The organism is Flavobacterium sp., assembly GCF_031363805.1.
Classification (GTDB): domain Bacteria; phylum Bacteroidota; class Bacteroidia; order Flavobacteriales; family Flavobacteriaceae; genus Flavobacterium.
Window position 1 is genome coordinate 15,797 of the sequence record NZ_JANLVD010000017.1, and the last position, 16,680, is coordinate 32,476.

General features: G+C 29.8%; 19 protein-coding genes. 14 read left to right on the top strand and 5 right to left on the bottom strand.

The window, feature by feature from the left end:
* Positions 1 to 98: 98 nt before the first annotated feature.
* Positions 99 to 764: a tRNA (adenosine(37)-N6)-threonylcarbamoyltransferase complex dimerization subunit type 1 TsaB gene (tsaB, locus tag RMN92_RS00925; protein WP_309607583.1), complete on the top strand. Its 666-nt coding sequence runs from the start codon at positions 99 to 101 to the stop codon at positions 762 to 764.
* A gap of 149 nt (positions 765 to 913) precedes the next feature.
* Here tsaB and RMN92_RS00930 read toward each other — a convergent pair whose 3' ends face one another.
* From RMN92_RS00930 to RMN92_RS00940, 3 genes are all read right to left on the bottom strand, one after another.
* The gene (locus RMN92_RS00930) at positions 914 to 1,285 is read right to left on the bottom strand and encodes a hypothetical protein (RefSeq protein ID WP_309607584.1); all 372 of its coding nucleotides are present in this window, start codon (positions 1,283 to 1,285) and stop codon (positions 914 to 916) included.
* A gap of 1,039 nt (positions 1,286 to 2,324) precedes the next feature.
* Positions 2,325 to 2,762, bottom strand: a complete 438-nt coding sequence (tnpA, locus tag RMN92_RS00935) for an IS200/IS605 family transposase (protein ID WP_309607585.1) — start codon at positions 2,760 to 2,762, stop codon at positions 2,325 to 2,327.
* 259 nt (positions 2,763 to 3,021) lie between these two features.
* A complete protein-coding gene (locus RMN92_RS00940) occupies positions 3,022 to 4,368 on the bottom strand; it encodes a serine hydrolase (protein ID WP_309607586.1) in 1,347 nt (448 codons plus the stop codon).
* Positions 4,369 to 4,513: 145 nt separating this feature from the next.
* Here RMN92_RS00940 and RMN92_RS00945 point away from each other — a divergent pair, with 145 nt between their 5' ends.
* The 12 genes from RMN92_RS00945 to RMN92_RS01000 all read left to right on the top strand — a co-directional run bounded on the left by RMN92_RS00945 (position 4,514) and on the right by RMN92_RS01000 (position 13,282).
* Positions 4,514 to 5,728 (top strand): cysteine desulfurase, encoded by a 1,215-nt coding sequence (locus RMN92_RS00945; RefSeq protein ID WP_309607587.1) that lies wholly within the window; start codon positions 4,514 to 4,516, stop codon positions 5,726 to 5,728.
* A 149-nt stretch (positions 5,729 to 5,877) separates the two neighbouring features.
* Positions 5,878 to 6,396 carry a hypothetical protein gene (locus RMN92_RS00950; protein WP_309607588.1) on the top strand — a complete coding sequence of 173 codons (519 nt, stop codon included), beginning with the start codon at positions 5,878 to 5,880 and terminating at the stop codon, positions 6,394 to 6,396.
* Positions 6,393 to 6,812, top strand: a complete 420-nt coding sequence (locus RMN92_RS00955; protein WP_309607589.1) for a SufE family protein — start codon at positions 6,393 to 6,395, stop codon at positions 6,810 to 6,812. Before RMN92_RS00950 ends, RMN92_RS00955 begins: the two co-directional genes overlap by 4 nt.
* A 4-nt stretch (positions 6,813 to 6,816) precedes the next feature.
* A complete protein-coding gene (locus RMN92_RS00960; protein ID WP_309607590.1) occupies positions 6,817 to 7,140 on the top strand; it encodes an SUF system Fe-S cluster assembly protein in 324 nt (107 codons plus the stop codon).
* A 9-nt stretch (positions 7,141 to 7,149) separates the two neighbouring features.
* A complete protein-coding gene (locus tag RMN92_RS00965; RefSeq protein ID WP_309607591.1) occupies positions 7,150 to 7,653 on the top strand; it encodes a DUF2480 family protein in 504 nt (167 codons plus the stop codon).
* Positions 7,654 to 7,780: 127 nt separating this feature from the next.
* Positions 7,781 to 8,683, top strand: a complete 903-nt coding sequence (locus RMN92_RS00970) for a DUF3078 domain-containing protein (RefSeq protein ID WP_309607592.1) — start codon at positions 7,781 to 7,783, stop codon at positions 8,681 to 8,683.
* A gap of 162 nt (positions 8,684 to 8,845) precedes the next feature.
* Positions 8,846 to 9,985, top strand: a complete 1,140-nt coding sequence (locus RMN92_RS00975; RefSeq protein ID WP_309607593.1) for an AraC family transcriptional regulator — start codon at positions 8,846 to 8,848, stop codon at positions 9,983 to 9,985.
* A gap of 112 nt (positions 9,986 to 10,097) precedes the next feature.
* Positions 10,098 to 10,934: a hypothetical protein gene (locus RMN92_RS00980; protein ID WP_309607594.1), complete on the top strand. Its 837-nt coding sequence runs from the start codon at positions 10,098 to 10,100 to the stop codon at positions 10,932 to 10,934.
* The gene (locus RMN92_RS00985) at positions 10,927 to 11,607 is read left to right on the top strand and encodes an outer membrane beta-barrel protein (protein ID WP_309607595.1); all 681 of its coding nucleotides are present in this window, start codon (positions 10,927 to 10,929) and stop codon (positions 11,605 to 11,607) included. The genes RMN92_RS00980 and RMN92_RS00985 overlap by 8 nt, the downstream gene beginning before the upstream one ends.
* A complete protein-coding gene (locus tag RMN92_RS00990) occupies positions 11,604 to 12,293 on the top strand; it encodes an outer membrane beta-barrel protein (protein WP_309607596.1) in 690 nt (229 codons plus the stop codon). The genes RMN92_RS00985 and RMN92_RS00990 overlap by 4 nt, the downstream gene beginning before the upstream one ends.
* 2 nt (positions 12,294 to 12,295) lie before the next feature.
* The gene (locus RMN92_RS00995) at positions 12,296 to 12,493 is read left to right on the top strand and encodes a hypothetical protein (RefSeq protein WP_309607597.1); all 198 of its coding nucleotides are present in this window, start codon (positions 12,296 to 12,298) and stop codon (positions 12,491 to 12,493) included.
* Positions 12,494 to 12,517: 24 nt separating this feature from the next.
* Positions 12,518 to 13,282, top strand: coding sequence for a nitrilase family protein (locus tag RMN92_RS01000; protein ID WP_309607598.1), 765 nt, complete (start codon positions 12,518 to 12,520; stop codon positions 13,280 to 13,282).
* A 24-nt stretch (positions 13,283 to 13,306) separates the two neighbouring features.
* On the opposite strand, the gene RMN92_RS01005 is transcribed toward RMN92_RS01000, so the two are convergent.
* The gene (locus RMN92_RS01005; RefSeq protein WP_309607599.1) at positions 13,307 to 14,947 is read right to left on the bottom strand and encodes an Ig-like domain-containing protein; all 1,641 of its coding nucleotides are present in this window, start codon (positions 14,945 to 14,947) and stop codon (positions 13,307 to 13,309) included.
* Positions 14,948 to 15,035: 88 nt separating this feature from the next.
* Positions 15,036 to 15,719, bottom strand: a complete 684-nt coding sequence (locus tag RMN92_RS01010; protein ID WP_309607600.1) for a ComF family protein — start codon at positions 15,717 to 15,719, stop codon at positions 15,036 to 15,038.
* A 71-nt stretch (positions 15,720 to 15,790) separates the two neighbouring features.
* Here RMN92_RS01010 and RMN92_RS01015 point away from each other — a divergent pair, with 71 nt between their 5' ends.
* Complete coding sequence (locus RMN92_RS01015; protein WP_309607601.1) at positions 15,791 to 16,651, top strand: hypothetical protein; 861 nt, start codon at positions 15,791 to 15,793, stop codon at positions 16,649 to 16,651.
* Positions 16,652 to 16,680: the final 29 nt, after the last annotated feature.

Sequence of the window (16,680 nt, forward strand, 5' to 3'; positions counted from 1 at the left end):
ATATCGCACCAGTACAGTTATTGAAAAGCTCCGATTGGGGCTTTTTATTTGAGCCCAACTTTGTATCTTTGAAATTTAAAATTTTTTATACAATTATAATGGCATACATTCTAAATATAGAAACTTCAACTAAAAACTGCTCGGTTTCCATAGCATTAAACGGAGAAAATATAGCTGTAAAAGAAATCTCGGAAGCAGGTTTTTCGCACGCAGAAAAACTACATATTTTTTTTGAAGATATTTTGAAAGAAAATAATATAGCTTTCAAAAACTTATCCGCTATTGCCGTTAGCCAAGGTCCAGGTTCGTATACTGGACTCAGAATAGGTGTTTCTGCTGCAAAAGGCTTGTCCTATTCGTTGGATATTCCATTAATTGCGGTTGATACTTTGAAATCATTGGCTAGTCAAGTAAAGTTTAATGATGGAATCATAATTCCTATGATTGATGCTAGAAGAATGGAAGTTTACAGTGCAATTTTCAATCATAAATTAGAAAAAATACGTGCAGTAGAAGCTCAAATTATCGATGAAAATTCATTTTCAGCTATTGAAGGAAAAATTTATGTTGTTGGCGATTGTCAACCAAAACTTAAAACAGTTTTAACTAAAAGTAATTTTATTTTTTTGGACGAAATTATTTATCCCTCAGCCAAAGAAATGAGTACTTTGGGTTATCAAAAATACCAGAATAATGATTTTGTGGATGTTGCTTATTTTGAACCCTATTATTTAAAAGATTTTATGATAACAACTTCAAAATAGTTTAGGAGAAAACACCCTCAAGTATGTACTACTTGAAAAATGTGGCATAAAAACCTAAAAAAACTATCTTAATTTAATTGGATATTTTGTTTAAGAATGGAGTTGAGCATTTTGTTATTGTACCACCAACATTTCATATTCTTGACATATTAGAAAAGTTTAGATTTTTCAGCGCTACTGTTTTGTACTTCTTTTTTTGAATGTTTGCTTATAGTACCTTCGGAACTGTTTGAAACCCCTTCTTTAGCATTTTCAACTCGTTCTTTCTCCGTATGTGACTCAACATTTCCAGTTATAAACTCTGTTACATTTCCAGTCACATTCATCACACTATTTCCACCCATAAACATATTGTGCATCATACGAATAGAAGAAGATTTATCGACCCCAGCATTTTCAGATATGTTCAACCCAGCAGAAGTTGAAATATTCATTCCAGCTGTAATACTTACATTTTTTCCAGCATTTATGGTGAAATCATTCGGCGCATTCACATTTATATTTCCCTTACTATCTATCATCCAAGTATTGCCACTTGGGTCTTCAATTTTTAATAGTTTTTTGTGCCTAATCCAACTTTTCGCTCTAGCCTTCGTTATAAAAGCTTTTTTTCAAAGCCACTGCAAGAGCTTCCTTTGGTCGCTTTGCAATGGCTAGAAAAAATAGCTTTTATTGCCTCAGGGCTGCCGCTACAATTTGGGGCAAGCCAATTGGATAATTGATACTTATAATTTTTTTGTAACAGGCTTTATAATAAATTATCCCTTAACTAAACCTCCACTTTTTGTTTGCAGATCCAAACTACCAAACAAAAGAAATACTTGAAAAAATAGTTTCACAGTTAATTTTTTCAAAATATAATTCTAATATAAAAAAACAAAATGTTATTATTAAAATTATTAATGAAGAAATGCAATATAATATTATACTCAGCCATCTACTAGTATTTTTTATGTAATACATTAAAAGAAATATGATAATGGAGAAAATAAAAAAATCAAAAATTAATTTAAAAACATCTATTTGATAACTTAAAGAGGAGTAACCTTTAATTATCCAAACAAAAAAATGACCATATCCCTTTTGATTTTCTCCCATACAATTTATATCATACACAAAAGTTGTTAATGAAAAAAGTATTACTGAAATAGAAAGGAGGTATAATAATTTATTAACGATTTTCATATTAGTAGTATTTTATTAATACAATACCTGCAGTACATAACTCATTTTTATCCTCCCCCATACTAATTTTAAATTTTCCATTCTCAAAAAGCATTGCAGAATCACTACCGTCAAAAAAAGCAGCATATTGACAATCTTGCTTTAAAAAGTAATCTCGAATGCCCTCAAGTGACGAACCTTTTAAACCATCTTCTTGAATAGCAATAATAACTTTTGAAGCAGATACACCAATGCACGTTTTTCCTTTTAAATAACCATCATCTTTATCTTTTTGAGCAAACTGAGCAAATTTTTTAGAGCTTCTTTGTTTAATAAACCACTATGGACTGGAAGTCCATAGATTTGGTTTTGCAGACTGAAAGTCTGCAAGGTGCGTTAGTCCTCGATTATGAAATTTCCATTATCGTTTGCGTTCGGATTTCTGTGATGCTCCAAATATTGATTTACCATTTCATCTGTTATATTTCCAGTACTCCAACATCCAAATCCTATTGCCCAAAAATGACGACCCCAATATCGTTTCTTCAATTCTGGAAATTCCATTTGTAATTTCCTTGAAGAACGACCTTTCATCAATTTAACCAAAGTACTCACATCTTGAGATGGACGATACTCAATATGCATATGGATATGGTCTTTTGAGACAACACCTTTTAATATCTGAACATCTTCAGATTCACATATTTGGATCAAAAGTGTTCGGCACCTTGTCTTTATATCACCTTCCAATACACAATATCTATACTTTGTTGCCCAAACTATATGAACTGTTAATCTTGAAACACTATGTCCATTTGTCCTTTGAAAATTCATAAATCAAAGGTAATATATTTTTAGAAGCTAAAGCGAAATGCACTAAAGTGCATAGTTTTAACTATATTTGAGATCAATAAAGCCACTATCTTTTCTATTAGCATTTTTACAATATAATCCATCACGTAAAATACATTCAAGATTTTGAATCGGAATTATTCTATACAACCATATTTGTTCTTGTTTAATTTCCAAATTGAATTATTTCTGTAAATATAATTCTAATTATTCAATAAAAACTAATCTGAAATTTTACGATTTATTTCCCAAAACTCCCCAAAACCTCCTTCAAAAACCCATTAAAATCAAAACCTTCCTCCTCTTTCAAACCCATTCTCACAATCACTAAATCATTCGATGGAAAAATAAAAATTCTTTGTCCTTGAAAACCATTGGCAGAATATAAATCTTTTGGAGAATCTGGATATCTACCGCCAGCATTCAGCCAAAAATGTGCGCCATATTGCCCTTCTGAATCATTGGTTGGTGTAGATACATATTTTGCCCAGCTTTCGTCAAAAATTTGTTCGCCATTCCAGTTGCCTTTGTGCAAATACAATAATCCAAATTTAGACCAATCTCGAGTCGTTGCCCAACCGTAAGACGAGCCAATAAAGTTTCCAGCCATATCGCTTTCGACAATCATGGAATCCATCCCAATTTTATCAATCAATGAAGCATACCAAAAATCAAGATATTCTTGGTGTGTTTTGAACTGATTTCTCAAAATTCCAGACAATAAATTGGTTGTACCTGACGAATAATTCCAAGTAGAATTAGGCTTACCAACCTGCTTTTTATTGATTTGAGATTTTGTCATATCTTCAGATAGAAAAAGCATTTTGGTAGCGTCAGATATTTTGCCATAATCTTCATCCCATTCTAAACCAGAATTCATATGTAATAAATCGTTTGTAGTAATTTTTTTTCTAGCATTATTTTGCCATTCCGCAATAGGTGCTGGTTTATTTATATTAAATTTCCCTTCTTTTTGAAGTATTCCAAAATAAGTAGCAGTCAAACTTTTCGTCATGGACCAACCTAAAATTTTGGAATTTTTAGAAAATCCCCTATCATATTTTTCGGCTATAATTTTATCTTTATAAATAACAAGTACAGAACGAGTGCGTTTTTTCTTTTCGCCTTTATTGTCAAAAGCATTTGCCACAGCAGCATTTAATTTTGCATAATCAATATTGTCAAAAATAAATTTTTCTGGCTCAACATTTCCATAGGGAAAAGGCAAATTACTATTGGTTTTATTTCTTTTTGGAGTTAAGTATGGTTTGGCCTCATCAAAATCATCATTGATTAAAGTTGTGCCCAAACCTTCTCGATAAATAGCTTTTCTTTTTTTTAATCCGTAGACAGACGCTGTGGCAAACTTTTTATTATCGTCAACTTCATTCTTTGCCAAGTCAATCATATCGATATCATTGTCCGTTTTTTCAATCAAATCAATAGATCTATTGTCCAAAAAATGACCTGAAGCTATACTTTTTGCAGAAAATCCCGAAATCAAATCCAATTTTGGATAGGTTTCAAATCCGTAATAAATAACAGCTGCCAAAACTACCAAACCAATAAATTGAAATACTTTTTTCATTTGAAATTATTTTTAGGCAAGTTATAAAATTTTATTTATCAATTTCTATTGTAAATTACTTAAACAAAATGTAATAATTCGTGAATTCTATATAAAAACTATTCAATATTGATTACTTTTGTATTTAGAATTTTTCTAAATAACTATGTTAGATATCCAAAAAATAAGAGCCGACTTTCCAATTCTTACGCAAAAAGTAAACGGAAAACCATTAGTTTATTTCGACAATGGTGCAACCAATCAAAAACCTCAAATTGTTATTGAGGCCATTGCCAAATATTACCAAGAAATAAACGCTAATATTCATAGAGGTGTGCATACTTTGAGCCAATTAGCGACTGACGCTTACGAAGAATCACGCGCTAAAATTCAAAATCATATTAATGCGAAATTTCCTCACGAAGTATTGTTCACTTCTGGAACCACACATGGCATTAATTTGGTTGCCAACGGATTCGCATCCATCCTAAAACCAAACGATGAAATTTTGGTTTCTGCTCTGGAACATCACAGTAATATTGTGCCTTGGCAAATGCTATGTGAAAAAACAGGAGCAAAATTGGTGGTTATTCCCATGAATGAAAATGGCGAATTAATCATGACCGAATATGATAAATTATTGAATAATAAAACCAAAATAGTAACAGTAAATCATATTTCAAATGCATTGGGAACCATCAATCCCATTAAATATATGATTGACCAAGCCCATGAATTTGGTGCTGCGGTTTTAATAGATGGTGCGCAAGCCACGCCACATCTCAAACCAGATGTTCAAGCTTTGAATTGTGATTTTTATGTGTTTTCTGGACACAAAATTTGTGGACCTACAGGCACTGGAATTCTTTACGGAAAAGAAGATTGGCTCAATAAATTGCCTCCGTATCAAGGTGGTGGCGAAATGATTAAAGAAGTGTCATTCGAGAAAACAACTTATGCAGCCTTGCCACACAAATTTGAAGCTGGCACACCCAATATTGAAGGCGGCATTGTACTCGGAACTGCCATAGATTATTTAAATGAAATTGGTTTTGACAATATTGCAGACTACGAAAACGAATTGCTCGCGTACGGAACAGAAAAATTATTAGCAATCGAAGGATTGAAAATTTTTGGCACATCAAAAGCAAAGACTTCTGTAATTTCGTTTAATATTGAAGGAATTCATCCCTACGATATTGGCACGATTGTAGATAAACTCGGAATAGCGGTTCGAACTGGTCACCATTGCGCGCAACCTATCATGAATTTTTTTAATATTCCAGGAACCATTCGTGCGAGTTTTGCATTTTACAATACCAAAGAAGAAATTGATATCTTTGTAGAAGCTGTCAAAAAAGCCAAGACCATGTTGTCTTAAAATTATTTGGAGCTATTCCTGCTATCCGTTACAATCTGTCATTGCGAGGAACGAAGCAATCTCATGATTATTTTCGCAATCGCAATGACAGGATTTCCACTGCTATCGGGGCTAAAAAACAATAAAAAGGAAACAATAAATATCAGTATATGAAAACATTTGCAATAGTATTTTTAAGTTTATTTGTATCAAAATCTTGTCAATCCAAAAAAGATATGGTTGATAAAAATGACACCGTAACAGCTGAAGTTTCGGAAACAAAACCAACAGAAGAAATTATAAAAAACGATAAAACAGAAACGCAAGAAAAAGGAACTATGGTAGTATATGAAGCCATGTCAAGGGGTTATTTTGCCAAAATTGTTTTTCAAAATGATAAATTATCGGTTTCAAAAGACAGGAACAATACAGAAAAAGGAGACCCAATTTCAATTACCGCTGCAGAAGCTTCAGAAATAAACAAGTTATTAAAAGCAGTAAAACCACAAACTCTGCCAAGCCTAAAATGGCCAACAGAAAAACGTTTTTATGACGGTGCAGCACATGCCAATTTAACCATAATTCAAAATGGAGAAACATTTGTGGGAGGTGGTTTTGATCATGGTTTCCCGCCTGCTGAAATAGAAAAATTAGTAAATAAATTGGTTTCAATCGCAGAAAAAAAATGACAATAAAAGAAATTCAAGAAGAAATAGTCGACGAGTTTTCAATGTTTGATGATTGGATGCAACGATACGAATATATTATTGATTTGGGAAAAAATCTTCCGCTCATAAAAGAAGAATTTAAAACCGAAGAAAACATCATTAAAGGCTGTCAGTCAAAAGTGTGGCTACAAGGACAACAGGAAGAAGATAAAGTGGTTTTTACGGCGGACAGTGATGCAATTTTGACAAAAGGAATAATAGCAATTTTAATCCGAACTTTTTCCAACCAAAAAGCCTCTGATATTTTAGAAGCCGAAATGGGTTTTATTGATGAAATAGGACTAAAAGAACATTTATCAGCAACTCGTGCAAACGGCTTGGTATCAATGATTAAAAACATAAAAATGTATGCACTAGCATTCAATTTAAAAAATTAATATAATGGAACAAGAAATAGATACTACAGAATTAGGAGAAAAAATTGTAAAAGTTTTAAAAACAATTTATGATCCAGAAATTCCAGTAGACATATATGAATTGGGTTTAATTTATGATGTAATGGTTAATACCGACTATGAAGTTAAAATTTTAATGACACTTACTTCTCCCAACTGTCCGGTTGCAGAAAGCCTTCCGAAGGAAGTTGAAGACAAGGTAAAATCGTTAGAAAATGTAAAAGATGCTGAAGTAGAAATTACCTTTGATCCGCCATGGAGCAAAGATTTGATGAGTGAAGAAGCCAAACTGGAATTGGGAATGCTTTAAATTTTTTACATGGAAGAAATTGTCAACAAAGTAGCCAATAGTGTTTTGGAGGTTTTTGACCTTGAGGATTATTATGTTGCTGGTATTAGAACCAACATCGATATTTCCGAATGGCTTTACGAAGGCTACATTCTTAAAGAAAAAGATTTTCGAGAAGCTTTAAAAAATCATAGTTGGCAAAACTATCAAAATCATTTAGTCGCTATTTCCTGTTCAACAGAGGCTATCATTCCAGCCTGGGCAACTATTTTGGTGACAAGCTATCTTTTTGAAATTGCAAAAAAAGTAGTCGTTGGCAACTTCATTGATTTGGAAACTGCACTTTTTCAAGAAAAACTTTTTATGTTAGATTATTCTATCTATCAAAATAAACCCGTTATTATAAAAGGTTGTTCAAAAAAACCAGTACCAGAAAGTGCTTATATAATGGCTATGCAAAAACTACAACCATTTGCAAAAAGCATTATGTATGGTGAAGCTTGTTCAGCCGTTCCGCTCTTTAAAAGGAAATAAATTCATCAAAAAAATCATTTTATCAACCTTTTGGCGTTAATATTTGCTGTTTAACGATTTTTATATTACTATTTTTCTTATATTTTGTTTTTTATTCTAGCTTTGTAGCAACAATAAAACAAACAAAATGAAAAAATTAATTTTAGGAGCTTCCATTTTACTTTCAAGTTTAAATTTGATAGCCCAAACAAACGAAAAGGAATTATTAGAAAAATCAGCGAAAGCATCCGAAAAAGCTTTAGACACAACTGCTTTAGGTTGGAAAAAAGCTGGAAATTTTACATTTTTATTCAATCAAGCTTCGTTTAACAATGAATGGTTGGGTGGTGGCACATCAAACATGGCTGGAAATTTTGGGCTCAATTATGATTTCAATTATAATACTTCAACTTCGGTTTGGGACAACAAAATAATATTGGCTTATGGAATCACCAAACTTAAAGACCAACCTACTACTAAATCTGACGATAGAATAGAATTTACTTCACTTTATGGGAAAAAAGCAGGTCAAGGCTACTGGTATTATTCGGGTTTCTTGAATTTTAAAACCCAAATGGATTCAGGATTTCTTGTTAATTCTGGCGTAAAAACAAAAATTTCACACTTTTTCTCACCAGCTTATTTGCAAGTTGGTCCAGGTATGTTGTGGAAAAGAAGCGATAATTTGAAAGTAAATATTGCACCATCCACTTCTAGATTAATTTTTGTGAATGATCAATTCAGTCAATTTGGTTCTTCATTTGGTGTGGAACAAGGAAAAACTTCACGTTTTGAATTTGGTGCAGCATTAAATGCTTACTACAAACTAAATTTAATGGAAAATATTTCAATGGAAAATATTTTAAATTTATATTCCAACTATTTGGAAAAACCACAAAATGTTGATGTTGATTATCAAATGAATTTAGTTATGAACGTTAATAAATACATTTCTGCAAATTTATCAATGCAAGCCATTTATGATGACAATGCAATAAAAGCAGTTCAAGTAAGAGAAATTTTTGGTTTGGGTTTTAATTATGGTTTTTAATTTAAAAACTCTTTTTGTTACCAATAATTGATTGGTAAATAACGAGTTAAAAATAAACTTTGATTTTTAAAGGCTAATAATATTTAAAACGTACTTCATTTGAGATGCGTTTTTTTATTAAAGTCATTTGGTTTATATTTGAAATGAATTTTTACCCCTAAAATGAATCTAGTAATAGCCAAAACCATTTTCAATTTTCTGATGATTGCAGGAATTATTCTTGGCATTTCGTTTGTGTTCTCTACCACATTCTCAAAGCGTGGGAAACATAAATCTGTGGTTTATTTGGTTTTAGTTATTTTGTTTTTAACGCTTAATAACATCCAAATAGTAGTGGTTGACAGCGGAATTTTGGAAGTCAATTTCTACTTCAGAAAATTATTAATTCCGTGGTATTTGCTTATTTTTCCTTGCTTTTATACATTTCTCACCTATTATTTAAAAATTGAACAGAAAATCTATTCGTTTGTTCCCATAACTATTGGGCTTTTTTTGACAGAAATTGCTATCCGATTGGCTTTTATTCCACTGTATTTTGACGAAAACAACAGCTATATTGTTGCAAAATATTCTCAAATTGAAGAAATTGTGAATGCAGGTTTTGCAATTTTTTTATATGCAAAAGCATTTTTATTGTTGTTCAGGTATGCAAATTTATACCAATATGTATTGAGCTATGATAATGTAAAATGGCTAAAAATATTTATGGCTTTGGGCAGTTTAGTCATTTTGTTGTGGCTCACAGCCATTGTATCAAATATTAGTAAAGTATTGAATCCAGAAATTTACATATATTATCCAATGCGTTTGAGCTGTTCAATTATTTTGTATTGGATTGGTTATCAGGGGTTTTTCAATTATAGAATTTTAACACAGCGCATACAAATAAGAAAAGATATGGCGTTGGAAAATGAAAACGTAGTTGTATTGCCAAAAAATGAGATTCCAATTCATAATGATGCAAAAGAAAATCAGTTTTTAATTATTAAAGAACATATTGAAAACAACAATCGATTTTTAGATCCAGCTTTTAGCTTGGATGTTTTGGCTTCAGAAACAAAAATGAGCACCACTAAAGTGTCCAATATTATCAATAATCAAAGCGAATTTAACTTTTCAGATTATATTAATCAATTGCGAATTGAAAAGGCAAAACTATTATTGCTGGAACCAAAATACAACGATTATAATATTGAAGCCATCGGTTTTGAATGTGGTTTCAATTCAAAATCAGCATTTTATACTTCCTTCAAGAAATTTACAGACGCTACACCATCTGAATTCAAAAAACAAAATTTGTAAATTTTTTTGTCCTGAATAATACAACCTTGTCCTAATTTATACCATTTGTATAAATTGGGACATTTTATTTTGTGGTATTTTTAATTTTGGGTTGTTATAAAAACTTAAAATTATGAGTAGGATATTAGTGTTTTTATTTATTCCTTTTTTAATGAATGGACAGCAAGACATCTTAGGATTAACCTCACATGCATACAAAGCAACTTCAAATATTACTAACCTAAATGAAAAATCTAATGTTTTAGATATTGGCGTTAGCTACGAGCTTAGAAATAAACAAACACAAGTTATTTACAATTTAACAAATAAGTATTTCTTATTTGGAACTTATAATGATAACAATTCTACTTCAACTTACAAAGTACTATTTGGTGACGAGCAAAAAATTGATATTATAAATTTTGGATACAGTATTGGTTTTGGAATACAAAAGATTGCAAAATTAAGGAAGTTTGAAAATACAGAATTATTATTCGGGTGTGAGTTGCAAAAATTTCGGACTAGTCAATACTCAGCAAACTATACTGATGAAAAAGATTTTTTGGAACAAAATTATTCTAAAATTTTTGCTCAATTTAATATTGCAAAAGCAAGAACAAATTTTGATTTTGGATATTCATTGAAGTTATCTTATTTCATAATTACGAGTTATTCAACAAAAAACGACAAACTTTATTTTTCAAATTTAAAAAATGATTTTACGGGAAAGTCAACCTTTATGTTAGATCCAACATTAAATTTTAACTATAAGTTATTAAAAAACAAACAATTGCTTTTAACTTCTCAAATAGGATTTTCAAGTTCATTATGGACAATCAGCGATAGAAAAACCGAAAAAAACAGTTGGGGAGGAGAATCATCCTTGGAAACTTATAAATTTTATTTTAGCCCTATTTTAAAATTTGGAATTCAATATAGATTTAATTTAAAAAAAGAAAATTATGAATAAATTATTATTACTAATATTAATACCTTTTTTTTTAAACGCACAGGAAAAGAAAAACTCTGAAATAATAAACCCAAGTGGGGAATGGTATTTTGGTGCGGAAATTGGACCAAATATAGTAAAATCATATACACTAGGCGAGCGAAATACTTTTTTGCAAGGAGGAATTCTTGTAGAATATTACATTGGAAAACATTGGAGTTTAACTGGGAGAATCAAATATTTTAAAATTGGCGGATCTTATAATCAACCAGAAGAATATATTGGAGGATTTGGGAGTGGTTCTTCAATAGGAAGTAGTTATTTTGGAGGAGGTTATAAAATTGAATCTAGTTATGGATATTTTAAAGGCGAAGTAATAACATTGCCTTTAAATATTAAATGGGAGTTTAGACTTTGGAAAAATTTAAGTGGTCAATTTAATATTGGTGCTAACTATAATATAGAGACTAAAATTGAATATAAATATTCTCAATCTGTTAATTCCGAATTTGAGAAAAAATATACAAGTCTAAATGTAGGATATGGTATAAATTATTTTATTTCAAAAAAAATAGGTGTTTTTTTTAATTTTGAAACTTATCAAGGAATAAGTAGAAGACAAAAAGATGCTGCCAATTCAAATTCACTTTTAAACTTCGGTGTTAAATATAATTTCAAAAATGAAAAACGATGAGAAAATTATTTTTACTCTTATTAACACCATTTTTTGTAAACAGTCAAGATATTGAACCCTCAAAAATTGTAAATGCAAGTGGAAATTGGTATTTTGGTGTGGAAATAGGATCAAACAAAATAACATCTTATACACTTGGAGAACCAAATAAATCTTTTCAAGGAGGAATTCTCGCTGAATATTATACAGGAAGACATTGGAGTTTGACAGGAAGAATTAAATATTTTAGAACAGGATTATCTTATTTTCTACCATCGTACAAGAGCAATACGACTTCTCACGGAATGGAACCAGACTTTACTGGATTATTTGATTATAATGAAGATTTTGGAAAATTTGATGGCGCAGTAATAACATTGCCTTTAAATATTAAATGGGAATTTAGAATCTGGAAAAATTTTAGCGGAAATTTAAACTTAGGTATAAACTATAATTTTGAAACTAAAAGCAAATATTTTTATTCTGATAATGAAAATTATTCGAAGTATAATTCAAAACAGTATGCAAGTTTTAATGCTGGATACGGATTCAATTACTTTATTTCAAAAAAAATTGGTGTCTTTTTAAATGTTGAATCATATTCAGGCGTTATAAAAGGCAGAACAAAAAGTTTATTTTTCTCTTCTATTTACAATACCAACAGCATGATAAATTTAGGTTTTAAATACAATTTTAAAATTGAATAACTATGAAAAATCTATTTAACAATAATCATAAAAAAGTTGAAAATCAAAAAAAGAATCAAAAGTATATTTTGAAAAATTCTATAAAAGTGATGAACAAGCATTTATCAGATTTGTCGGTTTCATTATCTGGAGAATTTTCATTTCAAAACACAAACTTATTTTTTCGAAGATTTAATAATTCTGATTTAGAGATGTTTTAAAGCGATTTTCACTATTTTTATCAAATGAAAATCGCCATAATTCAAACCCAATTATTTTGGGAAAATCCATCAGAAAACCGAAAACATTTCGAGCAAAAAATTAATTCGATTTCAGAAAATATAGATTTGATAGTTTTGACAGAAATGTTCACCTCGGGTTTTACCATGAATCCAGAGATTGTTGCAGAAACAATGTCTGGCGAAAGCATTCAATTATTAGAATCATTAGCGAAAGCAAAAAATTGCGCCATAACGGGCAGTTTAGTTATTGCAGAAAATAACAATTTTTACAACCGGATGATTTTTGTTTCCCCCGATAGAAATATTGAATTTTACGACAAAAAACATTTGTTTACGCTAGCTGGAGAAAACAAAGTTTATACGGCTGGAAACCAAAAAAAGATAGTTGAGTTTCGGGATTTTAAAATTTGTTTGCAAATATGTTATGATTTGCGATTTCCGGTTTTTGCCCGAAATATTGAAGATTATGATCTGATAATTTACGTAGCCAATTGGCCAAAACCAAGAATTAATGCTTGGGATATTCTCCTAAAAGCCAGAGCTGTTGAAAATATGTGTTTTGTTATTGGAGCAAACAGAATTGGAGTTGATGAAAACAAAAATGAATACACTGGACACTCACAAGCCATTGATTTTTTGGGAAATGTACTTTTCAAACCCGAAGCTAACGAAGGTGTTTTTATTACAACTTTGGATAAAAATGCCATGAATGAAACCAGACAAAAACTTGGTTTTTTAAACGACGGGGATATTTTTACAATGCAATAAAATTTAAGTCCACTTAATCTGATTTTACTTTTTTGGCTTCTTTTCCTTTGGTGGTTCAACTGGAATAAGTGTCAAATCAAAAGCTTGATCAACATCCCAATTGGCTCGAACATCAATTTCTGTTGGAAAATGAATGACTTCCTCGGGCTGTAGCTTTTCTAAATAATTTCCCGTATCTCGAAGTTTATTTTTATTGGTATCATAAATAACACGCATAGAATATTTTTGCGGTTCTATAAGTAGAAATTCTACAGACGTTTGTTTTTCAGAGTATTGCGCAGCCAAAATTTTACCTTTGCTATCTGTAAGTTCTACAATAACAGGAAACGATTTTACATTTTGAAGATTGACTTTTAAATTTCCATAATCTGCCAAACTTTTTGTAGAAAAAGAAAATTTCAAGCTATCATTTACTTTGCCCAAATAATCTTCAACTGCTTTTGGAACCATTTTGAAGGTATATTTTTCATCAGGTTCGCTTGTAAATAAAATTTCTAAATTTTGATTAAAATCATCATAATTGGTTTTGAAATCTACTTTGGAAGAATCTTTTTTGGTCAAACTCATTTTTTGAACATCAAATTTTTCTAATGGAACGGATGCTTTTATGGTAAACTTTTCGTTCAATCGCAATATGGCTGCTGCATTTGAAGTTAATTTTAAGGTGTCTTGACGCTGGTTTTTAATTTTAACCATATAGTCTTTTTTATAATCAAGATTTTCTACGCCAATTTGTATCGAATCGTTTTTCATAGGCTCGAACCAAACTTGAACTGAATCTTTTTCAGGAAATTTAGTAATTTTTGTTTTTAAAATGTTCCCTCTTTGTTTGGCTGTAATGTTTAAATTTTTAGCATCGCCTTCATAACCCATAATGATTCTGTTTCCAGAAGCTTGAACAGGTTTTTTTGACTTGAATTTAAGATTTTCTTTAAACAATTCCAATTCATAAATTGACTGATCTGGAATAGTTATGGTTTGATTGTAAAACGCAATTTTGTCTTTATTTGAATCGAATTTATAATTGTTATTAGGCTCTTTTAAAGCAATCAATTTGTATTTTCCAGCTTTTATATTTTCTATTTTAAAAGTTTTTAAACTGTCTAAAGTATTGGTAATATATCTTGGCGTTTTTTTATAAATTACAGAATCGTTGTACTTATCGTCTACTTCATAAAGTAAAATATTTACAAAATTGTCTGTATTTTTCTCATACGAATCTTTGATAGTTCCTTCAATAGATAAGGAATCGATAAAAATTCCAGTAGAAAACACATATTTTAATTGCGGATAGGCATTGCCTTCATTAAAATCTGTGATGCTTTGTCCAAAATTGAAGCTATAAGTTGTATTTGGAATTAAAGTGTCATTAATTTTAATGGAAATAAACTTGCTAGCTGTTCCTTGTGGCAAAACAGTAGGCGCAATATTCATTGGTGGCGAAATTATTAATTGTTTCTGAATGTCTTTTACTTTAATGTATTCGTCAAAATTTATTTTAATAATTTTTTTATCAAAATTTGTAGTGAAATTTTTAGGTGAACTTGAAGTAATTTTTGGAGGTAAAATATCTTTATCGCCGCCAGTAATTGTACCTCTTTTTGCACAACTAAAAAGAATAGATATTGTAAATAAAATTAAAAAAAGTACTTTAAATTTTTTCATAAATGCTTTTTAACAATTGCAAAATAACGACTATATTTTATCGAAACAAATGTTTTAAAATAGTTTAACCTTTAATTTTTATTTATTTTTAAGACATAGACATTGCAATGGTCACAATACTCAATTTGGAACCAGGTATTTTTAAAATTTCGCTTCCGCATGCTTCTAGTGTTGCGCCAGTGGTCAGAACATCATCAATGAGCAAAAAGTGTTTGTTATGGTGCATTTCCAAATAATTTGCATTAAATGTTGTATGACTTATTAAATTTCTGTTTACTAAATTTTTTTTAGATTGCGACATATTATATTCATCTCTAAACAATATAGATTTCTCTATTTTTTTATCCAATCCCATTGCAATAGCTTCGCAAAACGAACTAACTTGATTGTAACCGCGTTCTTTGAGTCTTTTATTATGAAGAGGAACAGGAATTATAAAATCAATATTTTTCAAACTTTCAATTTCTTTTAAATCTTCTACATACCAATTTCCTAAAATAGTACCTATTTCTTGATGGTTTTTGTATTTTAAATTGTGTATCAATTTTTGAACAATACCTTTTTTATTATAAAACAACATAGATGAAACATGGTTCAAATTAAGCCTTCCATAGAATTTTTTAAAACCTTCATTTTCTTGCAATAAATGAAAATTGGTAAGTGGCAAATTATGTCTGCAATGTGTACAAATAAAATTTTCATTTTCTAAAATAATGTAAGAACAACTTGAACAAATTTGAGGAAAAAATATTTTTAACAGTTTTTTAAGCATTTTATCGATTATATTTTTCGTATTCCAAATAAAAACTATAAATTTAATAAAAATTTAATATTCCCCCAAATATGACCGTAAGAACTTCACTAGCTGTGATTAAGCTTACATCGATAGTTTTTTTGTCTGCATCAATAGTTTTTGCAGTAAAATACTACGATAGCGAAAACCACAATCAAAAATTAAAAGACACAAACTTATTGGACAAAAACACTTATGTGAATGAGTTAAAAGAAATTTTGTATCGATATGACAAAGAAATTATAAAAAATAAGAATCTTATTGTGTCTATAAATTCTCAGATTAAAGAAGAAGTTTTAATTAAGAATTTGAATTCCAAAAAAACAACAAATTTCAACAACAAAAAAACATCCAATATTATTGTAGAAAATTACATTAGAAAAATTGATTCTCTCAAAAAAATTCTTGAGATACAAATTGAAGAAAATAAAAATATTTCGAATCAGCTCAGCTTTTTAATAGCTAAAAATTCTTCTTTGCAGAAACAAAATGATTATAATGAAAACATTATATCTGTTTCAAAAAATTTAACTGCCACAAATGTGTATGCAAACGGAATTAAAATTGTCTCAAATAATATCATTGAGACAAAACGTTTTATGGCAACAGAACAAATAAAAGTTTGTTTCACATTGCTAGAAAACAGAGCCACTTTAAAGGGCGGAAAAGATATTTTCATTCAAATCATCAATCCTAAAAACAAGGTGGTTTGTAAGAATGGAGAATATTTAGAAATTGGTGATAAATCGTTGTATTACAGTGCAAAAACTAATATTTATTATGACAATGACGAATTAGATGTATGTGTTTTTGTTGATCCTAATAAAACGGATATTGTAAAAGGTGATTATGAAATTAATATTTATTCGGGTACCAATATTATAGGAAATACTGTATTTTCTTTAAAATAATTATTTTAATTTTCTTCATCACATTTAAT